The following is a 20,519-nucleotide window of genomic DNA, read 5'->3' on the forward strand; positions in this document are numbered from 1 at the left end:
GCAAAACCGGCGCCAGATCACACAGCGCATGTAACCCGGTTCGATCCTTATTACTCAGCGCCACTAATATGTGTCGTTAGAAACACCAGCAATTGCTCCCGGTAATCGGGAAACACAAAGGTAGCGATGTGCGGTCCGTGGGTCTGATGGAATTGCTTGGGCCCACCGGCCTCGGCGTAAAGAGACTGGCTGTGGGAAAGGGGGATTACCGCGTCGTCAGGGCTGTGAAAATACAGCTGGGGAACGCCGGCCAAGGCACCAATCACAGGCTCGAGATCATAACCCGAAGGCATCAACCGGGATGCCAACCCGGAGAAGGGCCAGGTTAGCCACTGCCGCTCGGCCACATCGCGGGCAATACGCGGAAAGGAGGCCACCGCTGCATCAAGCACGACCGCCTCGGGCTTAGAAGAACTAGTCGCCATGGCATAGCCGGCAACCGCCCCGCCAATACTCTGCCCGAGCACTACCACCGGCAGATCATTGTCGGCGCGCAGCCAGTCGTATCCGCGTCTCACGTCCTCGATCACACCGGCCAGTTCCGGCGCGCCATCCGACTGCCCATAACCGCGATAGTCCAGCAGAAACACGTTGTAGCCCTGCTCCGGCAGCCACAGCACACTGTGCATGTGGGTGCTGATATTTTCCGCATTGCCGTGCAGAAAGTAGACGGTCGCCCGCGCCTCGCCTTCGGCGGGCAGCCACCAACCGTGCAAGGTCGGGCCGCCGTCTTTCAGCCAGACATCACGATAGGGGCGACCGTGATCCAGAGGCGTGGCGACCAATTCTTTCATAGGGTGAAACAAGAGGCTGGCGCAACCACTGAGGCAGAGGCCAAGCATCAATATCACCGCCGCCCGCATCAGGCGCCCCTTAGAAATACACCCGCCACTGCAGACTGACCTGCTCACCCCACTCTCCTGATTCACCTCTGCGCGCTGCCCTCAGGCGCAAGCCCTGTTGTCTCGTCACATGCCACTGAGCGCTCAGCGCGACATCATTACGTTCAACGCCATTATTAAAACGATAGTGGCTTGCCTCCAGCTCCAGCGCAATGCGCTGCCCCTGCAAACCCCAGCGCAAACTCAGGCCAGGCGCCGCCTGCCAATTATGATCAAAACTTTCGTTGTATTCCGCGCGCAGGGTCGCCAGCACGGAGCCCCGCCCCCCCAGCATTCGCCAGGTTCCACCGGCGCCGCCTTCAGCGAAGCTAGCGAGAAATTCGTCGTCCCACGCGCCGCGCTCAAGCCCTGCCCGAGCCTGCCAACTAACCGGTCGAAAAAAGCGATTGCGCGGCGCCAACGACCGAATGTCGACAACGTCCACCTCCTGTACTCGAAGCGATTCATCTTCGGTCTGACGCAGGGTAGCGCTAAGCATATTCAGTGAGGCATCTACGGGATAACCCGCGATCGGGTCCAACAAATCGTGATAGGTCAGTTTCAGCGTCAGCTCGGCATAATCCTGCGACTCCCATTGCCCCGCCGCCAAGGCCGCCAGCGCGGTGTCGTGCCCTGCATCGGGCTGCGGCGGACGATGAATGCGCTTATCGGGTTTGGCCTCTCGCGGCAGAGCATTGATGGCTTTCAGCAAGCGAAAGCTGTGGCGAGCAATCTTCGCATCACGCGCCTCGCGGTCGTGGCGATAACGCAGCAAGCGATAAGCGGCCAGTAGCAGTGGATACTGCTGCGAAGCACTTTGCCGCTGAAATGCCTCCGATGTCAGGTAGGCTTCGGATTCTGCCAGCGCAATCACCGCCCGACGCTCGCTGCGATCAAAATCCTGCAACAAGGTTTCTAGCTCCTGCTGACGCGAGGGCCGATAGGTCACCTCGTCGATCAGCTTGGCATCGCGCACACTGCGCACCGTATCCACCGGAATGGCGTGCAGGGGAAAATCGCCGGTCAGGTTTAATCCCGGCCGCGCTACCTCCAGCAGCTCAAGCAAGCGGAAGGAGCAGTTTTCATCCATGAAGTAATAATCGAAATTAATTGCCTGCAGCTCCCACAAATGCGCCAGCAGACGGTCGATTTCTGCGTCGGTCAGATTGAGCTGGTACTCCCACACATCGCGATTTTCCAACCGCGAATATTCCTGCAGTTTTTCTACATAGGGCTGCAGACTGAACTGCCCGGGGTAGCCGCCGCTCATGCCTCTCCAGGCGAACAACAGGCTGCCATCATTCTCCGGTACAAAGGCCGCGTAGTTCACCGCATAGGACAGCAGCGCCGACTCCGACCGATAGCCCTTTGGGTCCAGCCGCAGAAACGTGTGGCCGTACATGGACGAGGGGCTGTTCAAATAGCTGGAGGCAAACACCAGCGCCACCTGCCCAACATTTATCCGTTTGCGCCATTGCTGGTAATCACTGCACTGTTCTCTGCCACTCTCTGGCAACAAACCGCGCGCCTGCAGCCACTGTGTGCGCGCCATAAACCGGCAGCGCTCGGCTGGCACTTTTTCCAAAACCGCCAGCGTTTGCTTTAGCTCCGCTTCGGGATTAGAAGCACCCTCGGGCGCGAAAAAAAATTTGGAATCATCGACGTAACTGCGGGTGCGATAGTCATCCCCCGACCGACCGAAGTGCAGCAGTGCCAGCCACTGAGGGTCTTGCGCGAGCGCAGCAATGTTTATTTCGTTCTGCGCACTTGCGATACCGGAAACTAACCACAGGTATGCAGCCACGCAGAAACAAATCATGCAACGCACACGCGTTGTAGCATGTTGAAAAGAATCGTTCACTTTAGGTAAAACGGGTGCAGCAGAACGCTGCACCCTTATAGCTTAAGCGGCGTAGCGGGCCAGCTGCGCATCGGCGCGCATCAGGTCCAGCATGGATGCCATCACCTGTTCGGCGTTAACCGATTCACTGGGAAACAAGGTTTCGAAGTTGTTGTGCATCAGGGTTTTGAAATGGGCGCGATCCGAGTTTTCAACGCCCATGGAAACCGCAACCGCGGTCAGCGCCTCACCATCACCGCGCGCGACATCCTCGCTGAACTCATCGAGAATCGCCCCGAGGTTGATCAGCGGCTTGCCACCGTAAGTCAGGGTGCCGTTGGCCGAACAGCCATTGGTACCGGAGGTCATTCCCAGCGTGTTGTTACCGGAAGTACCGTTAGTGATTGAGGCCACCACATGCACGGGCAGGCCGGATTTTCCTTCAAACAGCATGTTTCCCCAGCCACAACTGTCGCCGCCAGGTACAACGGCAAAACTGCTTGCTGAGGCGGTTGCCAGTACGGACGCCATAAGAATTTTTTTCATCGTTCGTCTCCACCAGTAAAGAGTTGTCGGCAACCCAAACTGCCGCTCTTAGGTTTGCCTGACTTCAGACTAGCACAGGCGCCGGGGAATTTACTGAAATTCCAACAGAAAGGTGACTGGCCCGTCATTCACCAACGAGACTTGCATGTCTGCGGCAAAACGCCCGGCCGCTACTTTGTCATGTTTTTCTTTCAGCGTATCGAGCAGCGCGTTGTAGAGAAGTTGTGCGTCGGCCGGTGTCGCAGCGCTCGAGAAACCGGGGCGCAAACCTTTGCGGGTATCGGCGGCGAGCGTGAATTGAGACACCAATAGCAGGCCGCCATTGATGTCGCGCAGGGACGCGTTCATGCGTCCTTCTTCGTCAGCGAAAACGCGGTAGTTCAGCAGGCGCTCAGCGACCTTATCCAGCATTGCCGGGTTGTCATCGCGCTCAATCCCTACGAACACCAACATGCCCTGATCAATCTCACCGGTCACTTCTTCATCGACGGTAACGCTAGCGCGACATACGCGCTGAATTAACACTTTCACTGACTTTATTGTCTCAGGCAGATTTATTGGTCAGCCATTCCAGCATATCGTTAGTCGCGTGAACAAGCGCATCGGTCATTACCGGCTCAAACGGCGAGTGACCGCCCTCACGGATAATGCGTAATTCACTGTCGGGCCACACTGCGTGCAGGGCACTGGCATTGTCGAGCGGACACACCATGTCGTAACGACCGTGCACGATGATGCCGGGAATCCCCGCCAGCTTACCCGCCTGCTCAAGCAGCTGGTTTTCTGACAGAAACCCCTTATGCATAAAGTAGTGAGTTTCCAGTCGCGCCATTGCCAGGGCATTGCGCTCTTCCACGTCAGTGCGGATATCGTGTTTGTGCACACGCAGCGTCGAGCAGTGCGTTTCCCACGCCGCCCAGGCCCGCGCCGCAGCCATGCGCTGAATTTCATTGCTGGATTGCAGCGCCCGATAATAGCCCCCAATGATATCGCTTGGGTCCGGCGCGTTTTTCACTAAGGCCTCCCAGGCATCGGGAAACACGCGATTGGCACCCTCGCGATAAAACCAGTTGAGGTCGCGCTGCCGACAGAGAAACACACCGCGCAAAATCAAACCGCGCACACGCTTGGGATTGGCCTGCGCATACGCAAGCGCCAGCGTTGCCCCCCAGGAACCGCCAAACAACATGCACTGCTCGACGTTGAGTGAATCAAGCAAGGTATCGATATCGCGAATCAGGTCGGACAGGGTGTTGTTGTCGGTGCAGGCGTGGGGCTCGGACTGACCCGCACCGCGCTGATCAAACAAAATAATGCGATAGGCCTTGGGATCAAAAAAACAGCGGGAAGCGGAGCTGCAACCGGAGCCGGGCCCGCCGTGCAAAAACAGCACCGGAACGCCGTCGGGGTTACCGCATTCTTCTACATGCAAGGTGTGCGGTGGGTCGACCGCCAGCCGCGAGCTTCGGTAGGGCTTGATATCGGGAAAGAGGGGCAGCACAACAACCTCTGAGCAAAAGAAAAAGGCAGTGTCCGCGTCTGCGAACACTGCCTTTAGCTTAGCTCATGGTGAGGGCTTCGGCGAGCTTAGGCCTTGGCCGCAGCCGCATTGGAAGCCCGCTTGCGCTCGTGCTCTTTGAGCAGCTTCTTGCGCAGGCGGATACTCTCAGGCGTGACTTCTACCAGCTCATCATCTTCGATGAATTCCAGTGCCTGCTCCAGTGTGTGACGAACCGGCGGCGACAGGGTCAGTGCTTCATCGGTACCCGACGCCCGCACGTTGGTCAGCTGCTTGGCCTTGGTCGGGTTCACCACCAGATCATTGCCGCGCGAATGCAAACCGATAATCTGGCCTTCGTAAACTTCTTCGCCGTGGCCTAGGAACAGGCGCCCACGATCCTGCAAATTGAACAGGCCATAGCTCAGCGTTTTACCCTGCACCATGGAGACAAGCACCCCGTTGATGCGGCCACCCATTTCGCCCATTTTGACCGGACCATAGTGATCGAAAATACTGGTCAGAATGCCGGAGCCAGAGGTCAGGGTCAGAAACAGAGAGCGAAAACCGATCAGCCCGCGCGAGGGCGCTATGAATTCCAGCTTCACCCGACCCTTGCCGTCCGGCTCCATATTCGTCATCTCGGCCTTGCGCAGACCCAGCTCTTCCATGACCGCGCCCTGATGCTGTTCTTCCACATCGATAACGACTTGCTCGTACGGCTCCTGCACTTCACCATCCACGACTCTCTGGACGACTTCCGGGCGGCTAACACCAAGTTCAAAGCCTTCGCGGCGCATATTTTCAATCAGAACCGAAAGGTGCAGCTCGCCGCGACCGGAAACAATGAACTTGTCCGGGCTGTCACCTTGATGCACGCGCAGGGCCACGTTGTGTATCAGTTCCTGCTCCAAGCGCTCGGAAATATTGCGAGTGGTCACGTACTTGCCTTCTTTGCCGGCAAAGGGTGAATCGTTAACTTGGAAGGTCATGCTCACCGTGGGCTCATCGACGGTCAACGCCGGCAGGGCTTCTACGGCGTCCGGGGAACACAGGGTGTCGGAAATACTCAGGCCTTCGATACCGGTAATACAAACGATATCGCCAGCGCGCGCCTCTTCAACTTCGACACGCTCCAGCCCCAGATAGCCCATCACCGACAGCACGCGGCCCTTGCGGGTTTTGCCGTGGCGATCCACGACCACCAGCTGCTGACTGGGCTTGAGGGTACCGCGGGTGATACGGCCAACCCCGATAACGCCCACATAGCTGGAGTAATCCAGCGCGGAGATCTGCATCTGCAGCGGCGCTTCTACGTCTACATCCGGCGGGCTTACCTTGTCGACAATCATTTCAAACAGGGGGGTCATATCCTCGGCCAGCTCGTCAGCTTCCGGGCCGGCGTAACCGTTCAGCGCCGACGCGTAAACGATGGGGAAATCGAGTTGCTCATCGGTGGCGCCGAGGCGGTCAAACAGATCAAACACCTGATCAATCACCCAGTGCGGACGCGCGCCGGGGCGGTCAATCTTGTTCACCACAACGATGGGTTTAAGGCCGCGCTCAAAAGCCTTCTGGGTCACAAAGCGCGTCTGGGGCATGGGGCCGTCGACCGCATCAACCAGCAGCAGTACGCTGTCGACCATCGACAGCACCCGCTCGACTTCACCGCCAAAGTCGGCGTGCCCGGGGGTATCCACGATGTTGATGCGATAGCCATTCCAGTTAATCGCCGTGTTCTTGGCGAGAATGGTGATGCCGCGCTCGCGCTCCTGGTCATTGGAGTCCATGATCCGCTCGGCGCCTTCGCTGCGGCGGTCTAGGGTTCCGGACTGGCTGAGGAGTTTGTCAACGAGGGTAGTTTTACCATGGTCAACGTGGGCGATAATCGCGATATTGCGTAACTTTTCGATCATTGGGAGTTCTCTGGGGATGCGCGAGACCCACCTGGCCTCGTTGAAAATTCGGTCGTCGACGGGGGTGTGAAGGCCCGTCGGATTTTGAGCGGCGCGCATTATAGCCTATAAAACGCTCAACTGCCTTGGGTTTGATACACCAATACCGCTACAATCGGCTCAATCTAACGATAAGCCTCCCCTATGACACATAACACCACCGCCAACTGGACCAAACGCTGGACCTTTATTCTCGCTGCTACCGGCTCTGCCGTTGGCCTCGGCAATATCTGGAAGTTCCCCTACATTACCGGCGAATACGGCGGCGGCGCCTTCGTCATTGTCTATCTCGCCTGTATTCTGGCGGTGGGCATTCCGGTGATGATCGCGGAGATCATGGCCGGACGCGCTGCCCGGGCCAACCCGGTAGACGCCATGCTCGACCTGAGCGCACAGGCCGGCGCCCCGAAGATCTGGAGCATTGTCGGCCTCGGCGGCGTTATCGGCGGCTTGATGATCCTGATGTTCTACAGCGTGGTGGCCGGTTGGGCGCTCGACTACAGCTGGCAGAGCCTGACAGCCGCCTACCACGAGTCCAGCGCCGACACCATTGAAGCCAATTTTGGCGCGCTGACAGGCAGCTTCAGCCGGCAGTGGTTCTGGCAGACCCTGTTTGTGGTCTTTACCGGCGGCGTCATCGCCGCAGGCGTAACCGGCGGTATCGGCCGCGCGGTCGAAATTCTGATGCCCCTGCTGATGCTGTTTCTGCTCGGCCTGCTGATATACAGCTGGTCTGTTGGCGAGGTCGGCCCCAGCCTTTCCTTTATGTTTACGCCAGATTTTTCCAAGCTATCCACCGAGGCGGTGCTGGTCGCCCTCGGCCACGCCTTCTTTACCCTGAGCCTCGGGATGGGAGCGATCATGGCCTATGGCGCCTACATGCCGGGCGAGCACTCCATTGGTAAAACCGTCATGCTGATCGGCGCACTGGATACCGGCATCGCGCTGGTGGCGGGGCTGGCGATCTTCCCGCTGGTGTTTGCCAACGGACTGGAACCCAGTTCCGGGCCGGGCCTGATGTTTGTGTCCCTGCCCATCGCTTTTGGTCAGATGCCGGGCGGCGTGATATTTGGCAGCGTGTTTTTTATTCTGGTCAGCATTGCCGCGCTGAGCTCATCGATTTCGTTGATTGAACCCGGCGTCGCCTGGCTGGAAGGCCACGGTATTCCCCGCAAGCTGGGCACTCTGCTGGCCGCAGGCATTGGCTGGCTGGGCGGCATCGCCTGTATTTATTCCGGTGACTTTTTCAATGCACTGGACCATGTCACCGCCAATTACATCCTGCCGCTGGGCGGCCTGTTGATCGCCATCTTTGTGGGCTTTGTGCTGTCACGCGATCGCGTTAAACAAGAAGTCGCCTTCGAAAGTGAGCGCTATTTCGCCCTCTGGCATTTTGCCCTGCGCTATGTCGCGCCGCTGGGTATTTTGGTTGTGTTCCTGCACAGCGTTGGTGTGATCTGAGCCATGTTCAAACCGCTACATGCCTTTGTCGGCCTGTGCCTGCTGATTTTTGCGGCACTTTATTACTACGCATCAGAACAGGACGAGAAACACTCCCAGCAGGCCCGGTTTTATCTGGAAGATACCCTGGCCGATATTTCCAGCTGGCAGGCCGATGCGCTGCAGCGTCTTCTGGCACCCGAAGCGCGCGCCGCGGTCAGCAACGAACAGCTGTATCAGGTCGTGGACCAGTATCGGGAGCTGGGGCGATTCAAATCCATGGACGAGCCACAGTTTTCCACCTTGACGGCGGCACTCTCGGTGTTTGGTGAAGACCAACGCCTGAGTTACAGCTTTCCGGCGCGGTTTGAAGGGGGGGAAGCCTTGGTGACCGCCACACTGACGGTCACCGGAGGGCGTTACAGCCTGTACAACTTCAGTATTCGCAAGCAGTAGCGAGCGGCTTAGCCCTCGCCACCCTGCTCTTCTTCAATACCCAGCAACTCAACTTCAAAGATCAGCGCCTGATTCGGACCAATCGCGCCCTGAGTGCCACCGGGGCCGTAGGCCAGATCAGAGGGAATATAGAGTTCCCACTTGCTGCCCACGGGCATCAGCTGCAGGGCTTCAGTCCAGCCGGCGATTACGCCGCCGACGGGGAAGGTAATGCTCTCGCCACGAGCGTAGGAGCTATCGAACTCGGTGCCGTCAATCAGCGTGCCGCGGTAGTGAACTTCAACCACATCGTCGGCGGTTGGCGTGGCGCCGTCACCGGCCTCAACCACTTTGTACTGCAGACCGCTGTCCAGCACGACAACGCCTTCCTGCTCGGCGTTCTTGGCGAGAAAGGCTTCAGATTCTTTCTGGTTTTTGGTGGCTTCCTGCTCGGCCTCGGCCTGCATTTCCGCCATCTTCTTCTGCTGGTAGCCTTGCAGGGTCGCCATCATGTCTTCTTCGGACATGCGCAGATCACCACCCTCAATACCATCGCTGACGCCGGCACTGAACGCCGCTACGTCCAGCTCCATGTTCTCACCGATGCGCTTGCCCAGATCCACACCGAAGCTGTAGCTGACTTTCTGCATTTCCGAATCCAGCTTGGCTTCAGAGGAACCCTTGCCACCGTCACACGCGGCCACGGCAGCGGCCATTGTCATAACGGCGAAGACTTTTCTTTTCATTCCAGTACCTTCTCGTCTACTCTTAACAGAATTTTGCACCCGTAGCGGGTGCGGCAAAAACGACAGTCTGCCACACTTTGGGCAGCCAACAATAGATAAAGCGTCTCAAGTTTGTATAATGGAATTGGTGTTTTTTTAAACATTTTCGGAAGGTTAGAAAGCATGCCAGGCAATAATAAGAAGGCGGGCAGCGTGGAAGCTCTGGAAAACAAGCTGGCTGCACTACGGGACAAACTGCTGAACACACAGGAACAGCAGCTAAAAAAAGCCAAAGATGCCGCGGATAAGGCGGCAAATGACGTCAAAAAGCGAAAAGATGCACTGAAAGTCGCCAATCAGCAGGCGCGCGCGGCGAAAACCCCGGCCCAGCAGAAGAGCGCCGCCAGCGCCCTTGCCAAGGCGGAAAAGGCCGTGGCCGAGGCTGAAGCCTCGCTGGAAGCGGCAAAAGCTACGATCGAGCAGGTAAAATCCGACATCGCCGACGAAAAAGCCGCCAAGGCGGCAGAAAAGGCAGCTATTAAAGATTTACCCAAGCCGGCACCTGCCAAAAAGGCTGCGGCCAAAAAAGCGCCTGCCAAGAAAAAGGCCGCCAGCAAGTCTGAGCCCACAAAGCCGGATACCAAGGCTGCACCGGCCAAAAAAACTCCGACCAAGAAGACCTCTGGCGAGAAAGCCCCAGCCAAGGCAAAGCCTGCCGCGAAGGCAGCCGCCAAGCCCAAGCCTGAGGAACCCAAAGCGGCTGAGCCAAAACCAGCAGCAAAGCCTGCAACAAAAACAGCGGCGAAGAAGACGCCGGCTGCCGGCAAGCCTCAGCCCGCCCCGCCACGACGGGAGCCGGAGCCACCACCGCCGCCACCACGTCGCAAGGCAACCGTGCTGCCGGATACCATCAGTCAGCCCAAGGCCAAGTCAGATAAGGTGGCGTCGATTTTCGACGTGGATTAATCGCCCTCGGCGGGCGGCACCACCGTAATTGCTTCAACCAGCTCGCTCAGAAGGCCGTTCCAGGCCAGCTCCAGCTGATCGAAATAACGGTGCAGGTTCGTTTGCGCGCAGAGAGAAAATGACTGCTTCTTCGGCGAAACAGTCGCCTTCTGCCAGTAAGCGTAGATATCGTCCTGCTGCCAGCGCTCCAGCGCCATTTCGAAACGCTGCGCCTCTTGATAGATATTCGGCGGCGCGTGCTGCTTCATCTTGCGGCGCAGGGCACGCAGCTGCAGCAGGTAGTCGGAGCGGAAGGCTTGGCTGTGCTTGACCATATCGGCCACCTGCTCCGGTGACCAGACAATGCCGCGCTTGCCTAACCAGCAGGCACTCAGCAACAAATTAACGTCGGCACCGTATTCGTCCTGCAGTTTCTGGCAGAGCCGGTGTACCGGCGGCTGGGAATAAACCAGCAGACTGTATTGCCAAAGGGCATTGTCGGCCACAGAACCTCCGTTATAATCGCCGCCCATGATTGAATTCGAACAGTTAAGCTTACTACGCGGCGGTAAAACTTTACTAGAAAACGCCGACTTACGCCTGCACGACGGGGAGCGCGTCGCGCTGATTGGCGCCAATGGCAGTGGCAAGTCGAGCCTGTTCGCCCTGCTCCGCGGTGAGCTCGAGCCGGATACCGGCAGTGTACGAATTCCCCCCAACTGGCGCATCGCCCATATGGCGCAGGAGGTCTCTGCCAGCAGCCGCGCGGCCGTGGACTACGTGATCGACGGCCACGAGGAGTTTCGAAAGGTAGAAGCCGAACTCTCCGACTGCGGCGACGATATGCGGCTGGCAGAACTCCACGGCCAGCTCGACGCGCTCAATGCCTACGCCATTCCGAGCCAGGCAGAACAATTGCTGCTAGGCCTCGGCTTCAAGCCCGATCAGCTGCAGACCCCAGTGCGAGAGTTTTCCGGTGGCTGGCGTATTCGCCTGAATCTGGCCCAGGCACTGATGCGCCCATCAGACCTATTGCTGCTCGACGAACCGACCAACCACCTGGATATGGATGCCACCCTGTGGCTGGAGCAGTGGCTGCAGGCCTACAGCGGCACCCTGCTACTGATTTCTCATGACCGCGATTTTATTGATGCCACCTGCAATCAGGTCGCCCACCTGAGCAACCACTCACTAACCCACTATCGCGGCAACTATTCGGCCTTCGAACGTCAGCGCGCGGAAAAACTGGCGCAACAGCAATCGGCCTATGAAAAGCAGCAGGCCGAAATTGCCCACATGGAAAATTTTATCCGCCGCTTCAAGGCTAAAGCCACCAAGGCCCGGCAGGCTCAGAGCCGGATCAAGGCACTGGAGCGCATGACCCAGATCGCCCCGGCCCACGTGGATTCGCCATTCAGCTTTACCTTTCCGGTGCCGGAAAAAATGTCGGACCCGCTGCTGACCCTGACGCAAGCGACGCTCGGTTACGGAGACACCCCCATTCTCCGCGACATTAAACTGAGTGTTCATCCGGGCAGCCGAATCGGCCTGCTCGGCGCCAACGGCGCGGGCAAATCGACCCTGCTGAAGACGCTCGGCGGCGTGCAGCCACTCCTTGCCGGGCAACGCACCCGCGGCGAGCATCTGGCGCTGGGCTATTTCAGCCAGCATCAATTGGAAAGTCTGGACCTGGACGCCAGCCCGGCCACGCAACTCCAGCGACTGGCACCGAAGGCCCGCGAGCAGGAGATTCTCAATTTTCTCGGCAGCTTCAACATTCGTGGCGATATGGCCAGCGGCAGCTGCCGCAACTTCTCCGGCGGCGAAAAAGCACGGCTCGCCCTAGCCATTATTGTCTGGCAGAAACCCAACCTGCTGCTGCTCGACGAGCCGACCAACCACTTGGACCTGGAAATGTGTCAGGCGCTGACCGTGGCCCTGCAAGGCTTTGAGGGCGCGCTGATCGTGGTGTCCCACGATCGTCACCTGCTGCGCAATACCGTCGATGACCTGCTGCTGGTAAATGCGGGGCGCGCCACGCCCTACGACGGCGATCTCGACGACTACCGCCGCTGGCTGCTGAGTCGCGATAGCACCAGCCCCTCAGCCGAGACCACTAACGCATCTAAGGACGCCTCACAGCAGCCTTCGCCATCCGCTGACAAAAACAAGTCACCGGACAAAAAGCAGGCCCGTCAGGATGCTGCCGCCGCCCGCGCCCGCCTAGCCCCCCTGCGCAAACAAATCAAGGGCCTCGAGGCTGGCATGGACAAAGCCCAGCGCCGGCTGGCGGAGCTGGAAGAATCGCTGGCCGACACCAGTCTCTACGAGGCCGCCAACAAGGCTCGCCTGCAGGAACTGCTGAAGGAACAGGGTGAACTGCGGCAGCAACTCGAAAGCCAGGAAGAGGAATGGCTGCTCGCACAGGAAGAAATGGAACAAGCCCAGAGCTGAGCTGGCGCTCTCGAGCGAGCCGGGTAGAATGAGGGCAACCTTTCTGTTGGAGCTCTCAGATGATTCTGCGTTTAGTCCTGCTTGTTCTCTTCGCTACCGGCGTGCCATCCCTTAACGCCTTTGCCAAAGCCCTCACCGAAGAAAAGCCTGTTACACTCGCCGGCGACCTCGGCAGTGCGGTGCTATATACCCCTCGCAACGGCCAGATTAAAACCGGCGTGATTGTGGTGCACGAATGGTGGGGCCTGAACGACTACGCCCGCAGTCGCGCACAACAACTTGCCGAAGAGGGCTACGCCGCTATCGCAGTCGATATGTACGGCCATGGCAAGATCGCCGACCATCCCAAAGAAGCCACCGCCTTTATGAACGCCGCGCTGGCTGAGCCCGACAAAATGAACGCCCGCTTTCAGGCTGCGAAGGCAGAACTGGAGAAGCTCCCCCAACTCGACAAGGTCTATGCCATCGGTTACTGCTTCGGCGGCGCGGTGGTGCTGAATCAGGCGCGCATGGGTACCGATCTCGCGGGCGTAGCCAGCTTCCACGGCTCCCTCGGCACCGAAAACCCGGCTGAAGCGGGCAAGGTAAAAGCCAAGGTGCTGGTCGCCACCGGCGGTGCAGATCCGATGGTGCCACCGAAGCAAGTTGGGGATTTTGTCACTGAGATGGGGCAGGCCGGTGTTAATCTGGAATTACTGAGTTTCCCCGGTGTGTTGCACAGCTTCACCAACCCGGAAGCCACCGCGAAAGGCGAGGAGACAGGCCTGCCGGTGGCCTACGATGAGGCAGCAGACAAGGCCAGCTGGGCGGCACTGCTGCGCTTTTTGGCCGAATAGTCGCGGTTCAATGCTGCGCCAGCTGATCGGAGCTGCGCAGAAAGTCGAGCACCAGTACCAGGTCTTTTTCCTGAACCAATTGCTCTGCCGTTTTGTTCCAGAGCGAGGCGATGGGGTGCTCGACATACCACTGGTAAGCCTGATCTTCGGAGCCCGTCCACTCACACAGAGTTTGGGCAATCTCTTCAACCCGGGGCTGCAGGCCCGGCATTCCTGAATCCGACAGCATTTTTTCACGCAGACCCATCACACAGTCTCCCAAAGCTGGACAAAGGCATCACTCTGGCGTCAGGCAGATGCCGTATTAACAGTTTATAACTGTCCCAATCAAAGCGCCGGGATTTCTGTGCAAATAGTGGCATTATTTCTTCTGCCCGCTGCACCGTCCCCAGATAGGCCCAGTAATCAATTACATGAAAATCGCGCTGCTCGCCGCGCTCTTCCAGCGCCACCACCGGCCCCTCATAGGGCCAGGGATCGAGCCGCCGTTTCGACATCAACTCCTTCAACCGCAGGTTGTAGACAGTTTGTGATTCCTCACCAACACAGGCCCCGGCACAGCGTTTGAGCTGATAGCCAAAACAGGCACCTCGCCCCTTTTCAAGGCCCTTTTCCAGCCCCAGCCGACGCTGACACAGGCGGTGTTCGGTCGCTATTTTCAGCAGGGCTTCACGGGCCTGTTTGCGGGTTTTGTAAAGGCCGTAGACGGTTTCGGTGGAGCGCCAACCACCGTCCAACACCTGTTCCGTCAATACCGGCTGCAGGTAGCCGTCGACCTCTTCCAAGCGGAAATACCAAAGGGAACGCTGACGCCGCTGGCGGCGGTTAAACACCGGTCCCAGTTGTTTGATCTGTTCGTTTTCACGGAGCAGGGCGCCCAATTCACCGGCGGTCGTTTCCCATTCGAGGCTGCGCACCAGCTGGGCGAGCTTCATTTCCTTGGCACTCGCATGATCCGCGTTGAAGTGGGACAGCACCCGCGTACGCAGCTGGGTGCTCTTGCCCACATACAGCAGGCCGCCATTGTCCCCATAAAAGCGATACACCCCAGGCTCGTCCGGAATGTTGTCGATATCCGCCCGCGACAGATGGACGGGCAGTGAGGGTAATTTCCACTGCTGCCGCACCGCGGCTTCAACGGCATCCTGACCACAGTCCTCAATGGCGAATTCCAGAAAGGCCTTCATGGCGACCACATCCGCCATCGCCCGGTGACTCACATCCCGGTGGTAACCGATCTGGCGGCAGATATTGTCGAGGCTGTGACTGGGCCAGTCGGGATAGAGTTTGCGCGCCAAGCGCAGGGTGCAAAGTACCTTGGGACGGTAACTGTAGCCGCAGCCTTCAAAGGCGCGGCGCAGGAACGCGCTGTCAAAACGGGCGTTGTGGGCCACCAGCACGCAATCTTCGAGATAGCGGAACAGCTCGGCGGCAAGATCTTCAAAGCCGGGGGCATCGTCCACCATGCCTTGGGAAATACCGGTGATCTTGCGGATGAACTCCGGAATCACGGTATAGGGGTTCACCAGCGATTCCCAATACCACTCGCTGCCGTCGTCATGCCAAAGGCACAGCCCTACTTCGGTGATCCGGTCGCGCACCGGGTTGCCACCGGTGGTTTCCAGATCGAGCAGGGCCAGAGGAAGGTTGAGCAGCATGACAACTCCACATAACTGTATATTTACCCAGTATAGACTCGACAGCCTGCCGGTCAATAGGTGGCGTTACAGTACGGAGTTGCCTGCGCTTTGGTTCTCAGCTCGACTCAGATAAGCCGGGAAGCGGCGTAATTCAGCTCATCTTCGGCGCCGCTGGAGGTCTGCGACAGCACAAACTTTTCGACCTTGCCGCCAACCAGCGGAATCTTGGCCTTGCAGCTATGGCTGACGGTGTAAACCGAGCCTTTCTTTGAAGATTTGAGGGTAAATTCACCGCGAATCACGACCGGCTGCCCCTCCACGGTCATTTCGAAATCCCCTTCCCAGTCATCTCCGTCCGGACGCCAAGTCTCGGTCATGTTGATGGTCTGAACCGGGTTGAACATCTTGGCCAGAAACGCCGGCAATTCGCGGGTTACACGGCGCTTCAGCTTGATTACGGTTTCGTCTTCATAGTCTTCAACTTCGGCTTCACAGTCCTCGCCGAGTGCCACGCTGCGCTCGACCAGAAAGTCCGGGTCAGTCAGCAATTCATAGACAGAATCTACACTCGCGGAAAACTCATGGGATACGGCCATCGCACAACCTCGTTGTCGTTATTTGGAAGCGCATTATTTCATAACTGGCGCGCAGACATAGCCTGCGCTGCGGAACTATCACGCAATCCTTCCGCGTCAGTCATCCCCGGCGCGCTTTCTGAAACCAAACCCTAGGTTAAATTTGCGTAACGGTCTTGCAGGTGAAGAACGGCTTTACTAATTTGTACACACGTGTGTAAGTTTGAGCGCGTACGCAGTTGCTGATAATAAGGATTAAACGCCATGGCAGAACGCATTCCCGTCTGTGAATCCAAAACCACCACAACCCCGGAATTTCCGATGGGCTGGTATTCGGTCGCCCGCAGTCAGGAACTGCAGGTGGGCGAAGTAAAACGCGTGCGCGCCTTTGACCGCGAGCTTGCCCTCTATCGCAGCCGCTCCGGCGTGGCCGTCATTCAGGACGCCTTCTGCCCCCACCTCGGCGCCCACCTCGGGGTGGAAGGCCGGGTTGTCGGTGAATCGCTGGCCTGCCCCTTTCACGGCTGGCGCTTTGACACCAGCGGCAAGTGCGTCGAAATTCCCTACTGCGAAGAAATCCCCGACCGCGCCCGCATCCGCATGTGGCCCACCGATGAGGCCAACGGCGAAATCTATATGTGGTACCACCCGGAAAATACCGCGCCAGAGTATGAGCTGCCGCGCATTGCAGAGCTCAACGACGCCAACTGGGCACCACCGCGCATGACCGAGTTTGAAGTGCCGGCCCACATTCAGGACATCGCTGAAAATACCTGCGACCCGGTGCACTTTCAGTACGTACACCGCCAGCTGGAAACGCCGCCCTCCGAAGTCACCGTGGACGACGACGGCCGCCGCCTCTACCTGCGCGCCGATGCGCGCCATACCGCGCGCCCGCACCAGCTGGACGTAACCCTGCACCAGCCAGGCTTGGCACTGGTGCGCACCACCTACGCCCCGGGCGCGGAAATGATTGTCTACAACAGCGCCCAGCCCATCGATGACCGCACCACCCTGCTGCGCTGGACCCTGTCCGTGCGCCGCGAGATCGAAGATCTGGCCGGCGACGAGGTGATCAAGGGCATCATCGACGGCATCAAACAGGACTACCCGATCTGGGCCAATAAGGTGCACCGCCGCCGCCCGATATTCTGCAAGGAAGACCACACGCTGGTGACCTACCGCAAGTGGGTTCGCCAGTTCTACCCCGACGCCGCCGAGGCGTAATTCTGCTAACCGACATTCCAACCATAACAGTGGAGAAGCACCGATGAGCAACCAACCCCAGGGCAATCCGGGCGATATCATCAACTGGCCGATGCTGAAAATCGTGTACCGCACCGACCCGGACAAAATCGCCGAATTGCTGCCACCCGGCATCGAGCCCGGCGCCGACCCCCACGTCAATCTGACCATCTACAACTTCCCGGTGCCGGATGAGCCCGAGTACGGCATCGTCACCACCGTTAACGCCAACTACAACGGTATTGCCGGCGAATACACGCTGGGCTATGGCATCGATCAGGAATCGGCGATCTTTATCAGCCAGGAAACCAACGGTCAGCCCAAGTACCCCTGCACCACCGAATACTTCCGCCTTGGCCCGAGCGTTAGCGCGCGCTGCACCCACCAGGGCTATACCTTTGTCGAATTCAAAGGCTTGTCAAAGGGCGAGAACGTACCGCAAGACGAGTTCGAACAGCACGAGTGGTGGATCAAGGTATCCCGTGCCACCGGTTTGTCCTGGGAGCCCAGCGCCGGCTATGACTTCCCGCCCCACGTTGTCCATGTGCGCAGCAAGTACGGCACCGCCTGGCGCGAAGAAGTGGAAGGCGAGCTGGTCCTGCGCGACAGCCCCTGGGATCCGCTGGCCAGCCGCCTGCCCATGCGCGAGCAGATTTCTGCCCACCTGTGGTGGCCAATCTTCCTCGACCGCGAGATTAAACTGGCCGGTAAACTGGATCCAGAAGGCTTTCTGCCTTTTGCCGACACCATCTCTGGCTCACGCTGGCCCGGCACGTCAGGTGGCCCCAAGCGCGGCTAAAGATCAACGTTATTGAAACGTAAAAAAACGGCTCTCCACCCGCACGCGGAGAGCCGTTCACCAAACTCACACGCTGGAAGGTGTGCGAGTTCTCCATCGCGCTGACTGCAGGCAGCACTCAGAAGCCTTTCCTCAAAAATCGTATGAAAATTCCATACCTATGGTGCGCGAGGTGCCTTGCACCAGCGTTGCCGCGCCCAGCAGAGCACTCACCGCAAAACCGCTTTTGAAGTATTCTTCATCGGTCAGGTTGTCGACGTAGGCCGCCACCCGGAACTTCTCACTCGGAAAATAATTCAGGCGCGCATTCACCAGCGTCAACGCATCGACGGTTGATGACTCGTATTCCACCGCCAGAAAATCGATACCGGTAAACAACTCGTCGCGATGGTAGAGCGACAAGCGCGGCACGATTAGCCCGACCGAAGACATCCAGTTGTATTGAGCGGTAAAGGAATAGGAGGTTTCCGGCACCAGTGCGAAGGGCTCGTCGCTGCGATCCACCACTGACTCACCCTGCCCGGGCGTTACGATCGTTGCGGTGTACTCGTCGTAGGAGGCATCGGTGTAGTTGGCACTGGCACTGAACACCCAGTTGCCCAACAGGAAGGTAGTTTCCATTTCCACACCCTGAATCGTCGCCTCACCGGCATTGGTCAGGAACAAAAAGATATCGCTGATGCGCTCGCCCTGCTCAGCGACCCGCACGTGAATATCGGTGTAGTCCATTACATAGGCGGCAGCATTAAAACGCAGCGTGGAATCGAGGCTGTCCAGCTTCACACCCAGCTCGTAATTCACCACTTCTTCGGGATCAAAAGCCACCAGCTCCGGACCACGGGGCTCAAAACCACCGGCCTTAAACCCCTCGCTGTATGTGGCATACCACAGGGCGCTGTCGAGATTCATCACCTCAAGCCAGTCTTCACTGGCCTGCACAGACAGGGTGACGGCCGGCGTGAAGTTGCTCCATTCCTCGCTGCGCACGTCGGCATCTTCCCGTACATCCACCGGCAGATCCGGCAGATTGCGTCCTATCTGATCAAACTGGGCGCGGGTGATCGGAGTGTAGAAACCGGCCTGATCGATATAGCTCGCACCGATGCGCTGACCGTAGGTCTGCTCATCAATATCCACCAGCGTCAGAGCGCGCTCGCGCTCTTCAAAGGTATAGCGGCCGCCCATGGTCAGCTGCACCGTATCGGTAATGCTCCAGGTAAACTGGGAGAACACGGCCCAGCTTTTGTTTTCGAGTGAACTGAAGCCACCGAACAGTGTAGTCAGCGGAAAAACAAAACCGTCCCCCGCTGAAGGCAAACCCGGAATGATGGCATCCGACACCGTTGAAGGGTCAATACCCGCCAGACCTTTGGGGCCAATAACCTGCGCAAAGGGGTTGTCGTCAATGCGTTCAAGTGAGGCAAAAGCTCCGACGGTATAACTCAAGCGGTCATCGAAGGCGGAGCCGACAATCTGCAATTCCTGACTGAACTGATCGCGCTTTTCGTCGCGAATTTCTTCGCCATCGGCCCGCAGTACATCGTTGAGGGCGCGAGTCCCGTTGTCGATAACATGAATGCTCGTGCCGTCCTGATCATCGTTGCGCTCGATATCATATTGATGACTCCAGGCACTAATGCTTTTGATTTCGTAATCGAAAAAATCCCAGGTCAGGGTGAGCGCCAACATCGTGCTTTGCATGGCGATGATACTGTCATCGCTGTTGACGGTTATCTCGTGCTTGTCTGCGGCGCGCTCACTCGCCGCACAGGAATCACTAAAGGCCGGCTGATTGGGATAAATCAGCTGAACAATATTGGCTTCCGGGTTTTGCAGGATACAGTTGAGGGGCGTGCTGCGCTCACTCTGCCGGCTCCAGTAGGCAAACAAGTCCATACCGAATTGATCGGACACTTGCCATTGGGTACGCAGTGACAGCGCAAGGCGGTCTTCATCGCCAAAGGTCTCGCCGTCGGCGTTTTCAATATCGCCATCGAAGCGCTTGCTGCTGATTCCAAAACGGGTCGCCATTTTGTCTTCAAGCAGCGGCAGGTTGCCGTAAAGCTTCACATCCTGCCGACCGAAGTTACCCGCTTTAACAGTGGCGCCAAATTCCGATTCAAACAGGTTCGCTGCTCGCGTGTTCACCAGCATCGCACCGCCGGTATTGTTCTTACCAAACAGCGTTCCCTGGGGACCGCGCAGCACCTGAATCGATTGGGTGTCTACCGTATCCAGCAGCTGGGTATCCTGGCGCGCCAGAAAGATTCCATTGAGATAAACACCCACACCGGGGTCGAGCACCGCCGACGCTTCGCGCTGACCAATACCCCGAATAAAAATTGCCGGGGTTTTTGAGCCACTCTCGCCAAATTGCAAACCAGGCACCAGTTGCTGCAGGTCGGTAATCGATGAGACGCCCGCTTCTGCCAGCGCATCGGCACCGAGTGCACTGACCGCCACGGGCGTTTCCTGCAGGCTTTCTTCACGGCGCCGAGCCGTAACGTAGACCTCCTCCAGCGAGACCTTGGTTGAGGCCTCGCGACTTGCACCCTGTTCTGCCGCTGGTTGAGTCTGCGCAAGGGCCAGTCCCGACATCAGGAACAACCCTCCCGCCAGGTATAACGCCCTGGATGAATTGTGCATTCTGTTATCCGCCGTTTTTGTTATGTCTCTTGCCTGGGTCTCTTGTTCGTATCCCTTCC

The 20,519-nt window shown here is 58.2% G+C and carries 19 protein-coding genes; 7 read left to right on the top strand and 12 right to left on the bottom strand.

Annotated features, from left to right (window positions below):
* Nucleotides 1-50 precede the first annotated feature (50 nt).
* The 6 genes from FHR99_RS14005 to typA form a co-directional block, all read right to left on the bottom strand.
* Nucleotides 51-911 (bottom strand): alpha/beta fold hydrolase, encoded by an 861-nt coding sequence (locus FHR99_RS14005; RefSeq protein WP_183411332.1) that lies wholly within the window; start codon nucleotides 909-911, stop codon nucleotides 51-53.
* The gene (locus FHR99_RS14010) at nucleotides 874-2,685 is read right to left on the bottom strand and encodes a lipoprotein N-acyltransferase Lnb domain-containing protein (protein WP_183411333.1); all 1,812 of its coding nucleotides are present in this window, start codon (nucleotides 2,683-2,685) and stop codon (nucleotides 874-876) included. Before FHR99_RS14010 ends, FHR99_RS14005 begins: the two co-directional genes overlap by 38 nt.
* 99 nt (nucleotides 2,686-2,784) lie before the next feature.
* Nucleotides 2,785-3,267 (bottom strand): DUF3015 domain-containing protein, encoded by a 483-nt coding sequence (locus FHR99_RS14015; protein ID WP_183411334.1) that lies wholly within the window; start codon nucleotides 3,265-3,267, stop codon nucleotides 2,785-2,787.
* Between the two features lie 90 nt (nucleotides 3,268-3,357).
* Nucleotides 3,358-3,798, bottom strand: coding sequence for a D-aminoacyl-tRNA deacylase (dtd, locus tag FHR99_RS14020; protein WP_183411335.1), 441 nt, complete (start codon nucleotides 3,796-3,798; stop codon nucleotides 3,358-3,360).
* A gap of 13 nt (nucleotides 3,799-3,811) precedes the next feature.
* Complete coding sequence (gene pip, locus FHR99_RS14025) at nucleotides 3,812-4,768, bottom strand: prolyl aminopeptidase (RefSeq protein WP_183411336.1); 957 nt, start codon at nucleotides 4,766-4,768, stop codon at nucleotides 3,812-3,814.
* Nucleotides 4,769-4,854: 86 nt separating this feature from the next.
* Entirely contained in the window at nucleotides 4,855-6,681 is a 1,827-nt protein-coding gene (gene typA, locus FHR99_RS14030; protein WP_183411337.1) for a translational GTPase TypA, read from the bottom strand.
* A 183-nt stretch (nucleotides 6,682-6,864) separates the two neighbouring features.
* On the opposite strand from typA, the gene FHR99_RS14035 reads away from it, so the two are divergent.
* The gene (locus tag FHR99_RS14035) at nucleotides 6,865-8,181 is read left to right on the top strand and encodes a sodium-dependent transporter (protein ID WP_183411338.1); all 1,317 of its coding nucleotides are present in this window, start codon (nucleotides 6,865-6,867) and stop codon (nucleotides 8,179-8,181) included.
* A gap of 3 nt (nucleotides 8,182-8,184) precedes the next feature.
* A complete protein-coding gene (locus FHR99_RS14040; protein WP_183411339.1) occupies nucleotides 8,185-8,616 on the top strand; it encodes a hypothetical protein in 432 nt (143 codons plus the stop codon).
* 8 nt (nucleotides 8,617-8,624) lie between these two features.
* Here the strand turns inward: FHR99_RS14040 and bamJ are convergent, their stop codons facing one another.
* Entirely contained in the window at nucleotides 8,625-9,341 is a 717-nt protein-coding gene (gene bamJ / locus FHR99_RS14045; protein WP_183411340.1) for a BamJ family beta-barrel-assembly machinery protein, read from the bottom strand.
* A 162-nt stretch (nucleotides 9,342-9,503) separates the two neighbouring features.
* On the opposite strand from bamJ, the gene FHR99_RS14050 reads away from it, so the two are divergent.
* A complete protein-coding gene (locus FHR99_RS14050; RefSeq protein ID WP_183411341.1) occupies nucleotides 9,504-10,286 on the top strand; it encodes a hypothetical protein in 783 nt (260 codons plus the stop codon).
* Here the strand turns inward: FHR99_RS14050 and FHR99_RS14055 are convergent.
* Nucleotides 10,283-10,771 (bottom strand): TIGR02444 family protein, encoded by a 489-nt coding sequence (locus FHR99_RS14055; RefSeq protein WP_183411342.1) that lies wholly within the window; start codon nucleotides 10,769-10,771, stop codon nucleotides 10,283-10,285. The genes FHR99_RS14050 and FHR99_RS14055 overlap by 4 nt on opposite strands.
* A 25-nt stretch (nucleotides 10,772-10,796) precedes the next feature.
* Here FHR99_RS14055 and FHR99_RS14060 point away from each other — a divergent pair, with 25 nt between their 5' ends.
* Both FHR99_RS14060 and FHR99_RS14065 read left to right on the top strand, forming a co-directional pair.
* Nucleotides 10,797-12,719: an ABC-F family ATP-binding cassette domain-containing protein gene (locus FHR99_RS14060; RefSeq protein ID WP_183411343.1), complete on the top strand. Its 1,923-nt coding sequence runs from the start codon at nucleotides 10,797-10,799 to the stop codon at nucleotides 12,717-12,719.
* Between the two features lie 59 nt (nucleotides 12,720-12,778).
* A complete protein-coding gene (locus FHR99_RS14065; protein WP_183411344.1) occupies nucleotides 12,779-13,555 on the top strand; it encodes a dienelactone hydrolase family protein in 777 nt (258 codons plus the stop codon).
* A gap of 7 nt (nucleotides 13,556-13,562) precedes the next feature.
* Here the strand turns inward: FHR99_RS14065 and FHR99_RS14070 are convergent, their stop codons facing one another.
* The 3 genes from FHR99_RS14070 to FHR99_RS14080 form a co-directional block, all read right to left on the bottom strand.
* A complete protein-coding gene (locus tag FHR99_RS14070; RefSeq protein ID WP_183411345.1) occupies nucleotides 13,563-13,805 on the bottom strand; it encodes a hypothetical protein in 243 nt (80 codons plus the stop codon).
* Nucleotides 13,789-15,213, bottom strand: coding sequence for a 3'-5' exonuclease family protein (locus FHR99_RS14075; protein ID WP_183411346.1), 1,425 nt, complete (start codon nucleotides 15,211-15,213; stop codon nucleotides 13,789-13,791). The genes FHR99_RS14070 and FHR99_RS14075 overlap by 17 nt, the downstream gene beginning before the upstream one ends.
* A gap of 107 nt (nucleotides 15,214-15,320) precedes the next feature.
* Nucleotides 15,321-15,791 carry a DUF2505 domain-containing protein gene (locus FHR99_RS14080; RefSeq protein WP_183411347.1) on the bottom strand — a complete coding sequence of 157 codons (471 nt, stop codon included), beginning with the start codon at nucleotides 15,789-15,791 and terminating at the stop codon, nucleotides 15,321-15,323.
* Between the two features lie 243 nt (nucleotides 15,792-16,034).
* Between FHR99_RS14080 and FHR99_RS14085 the strand changes: the two genes are divergently transcribed.
* Together FHR99_RS14085 and FHR99_RS14090 are read left to right on the top strand one after the other, a co-directional pair.
* Nucleotides 16,035-16,997 (top strand): Rieske 2Fe-2S domain-containing protein, encoded by a 963-nt coding sequence (locus FHR99_RS14085; RefSeq protein ID WP_183411348.1) that lies wholly within the window; start codon nucleotides 16,035-16,037, stop codon nucleotides 16,995-16,997.
* A 43-nt stretch (nucleotides 16,998-17,040) separates the two neighbouring features.
* Nucleotides 17,041-17,814: an acetoacetate decarboxylase family protein gene (locus tag FHR99_RS14090; RefSeq protein WP_183411349.1), complete on the top strand. Its 774-nt coding sequence runs from the start codon at nucleotides 17,041-17,043 to the stop codon at nucleotides 17,812-17,814.
* A 132-nt stretch (nucleotides 17,815-17,946) separates the two neighbouring features.
* Here FHR99_RS14090 and FHR99_RS14095 read toward each other — a convergent pair whose 3' ends face one another.
* Nucleotides 17,947-20,412 (bottom strand): TonB-dependent receptor, encoded by a 2,466-nt coding sequence (locus tag FHR99_RS14095; RefSeq protein WP_183411350.1) that lies wholly within the window; start codon nucleotides 20,410-20,412, stop codon nucleotides 17,947-17,949.
* Between the last annotated feature and the right edge of the window lie 107 nt (nucleotides 20,413-20,519).

This window comes from Litorivivens lipolytica (genome assembly GCF_014191715.1).
In the GTDB taxonomy this organism is placed as follows: Bacteria; Pseudomonadota; Gammaproteobacteria; order Pseudomonadales; family Spongiibacteraceae; genus Litorivivens; species Litorivivens lipolytica.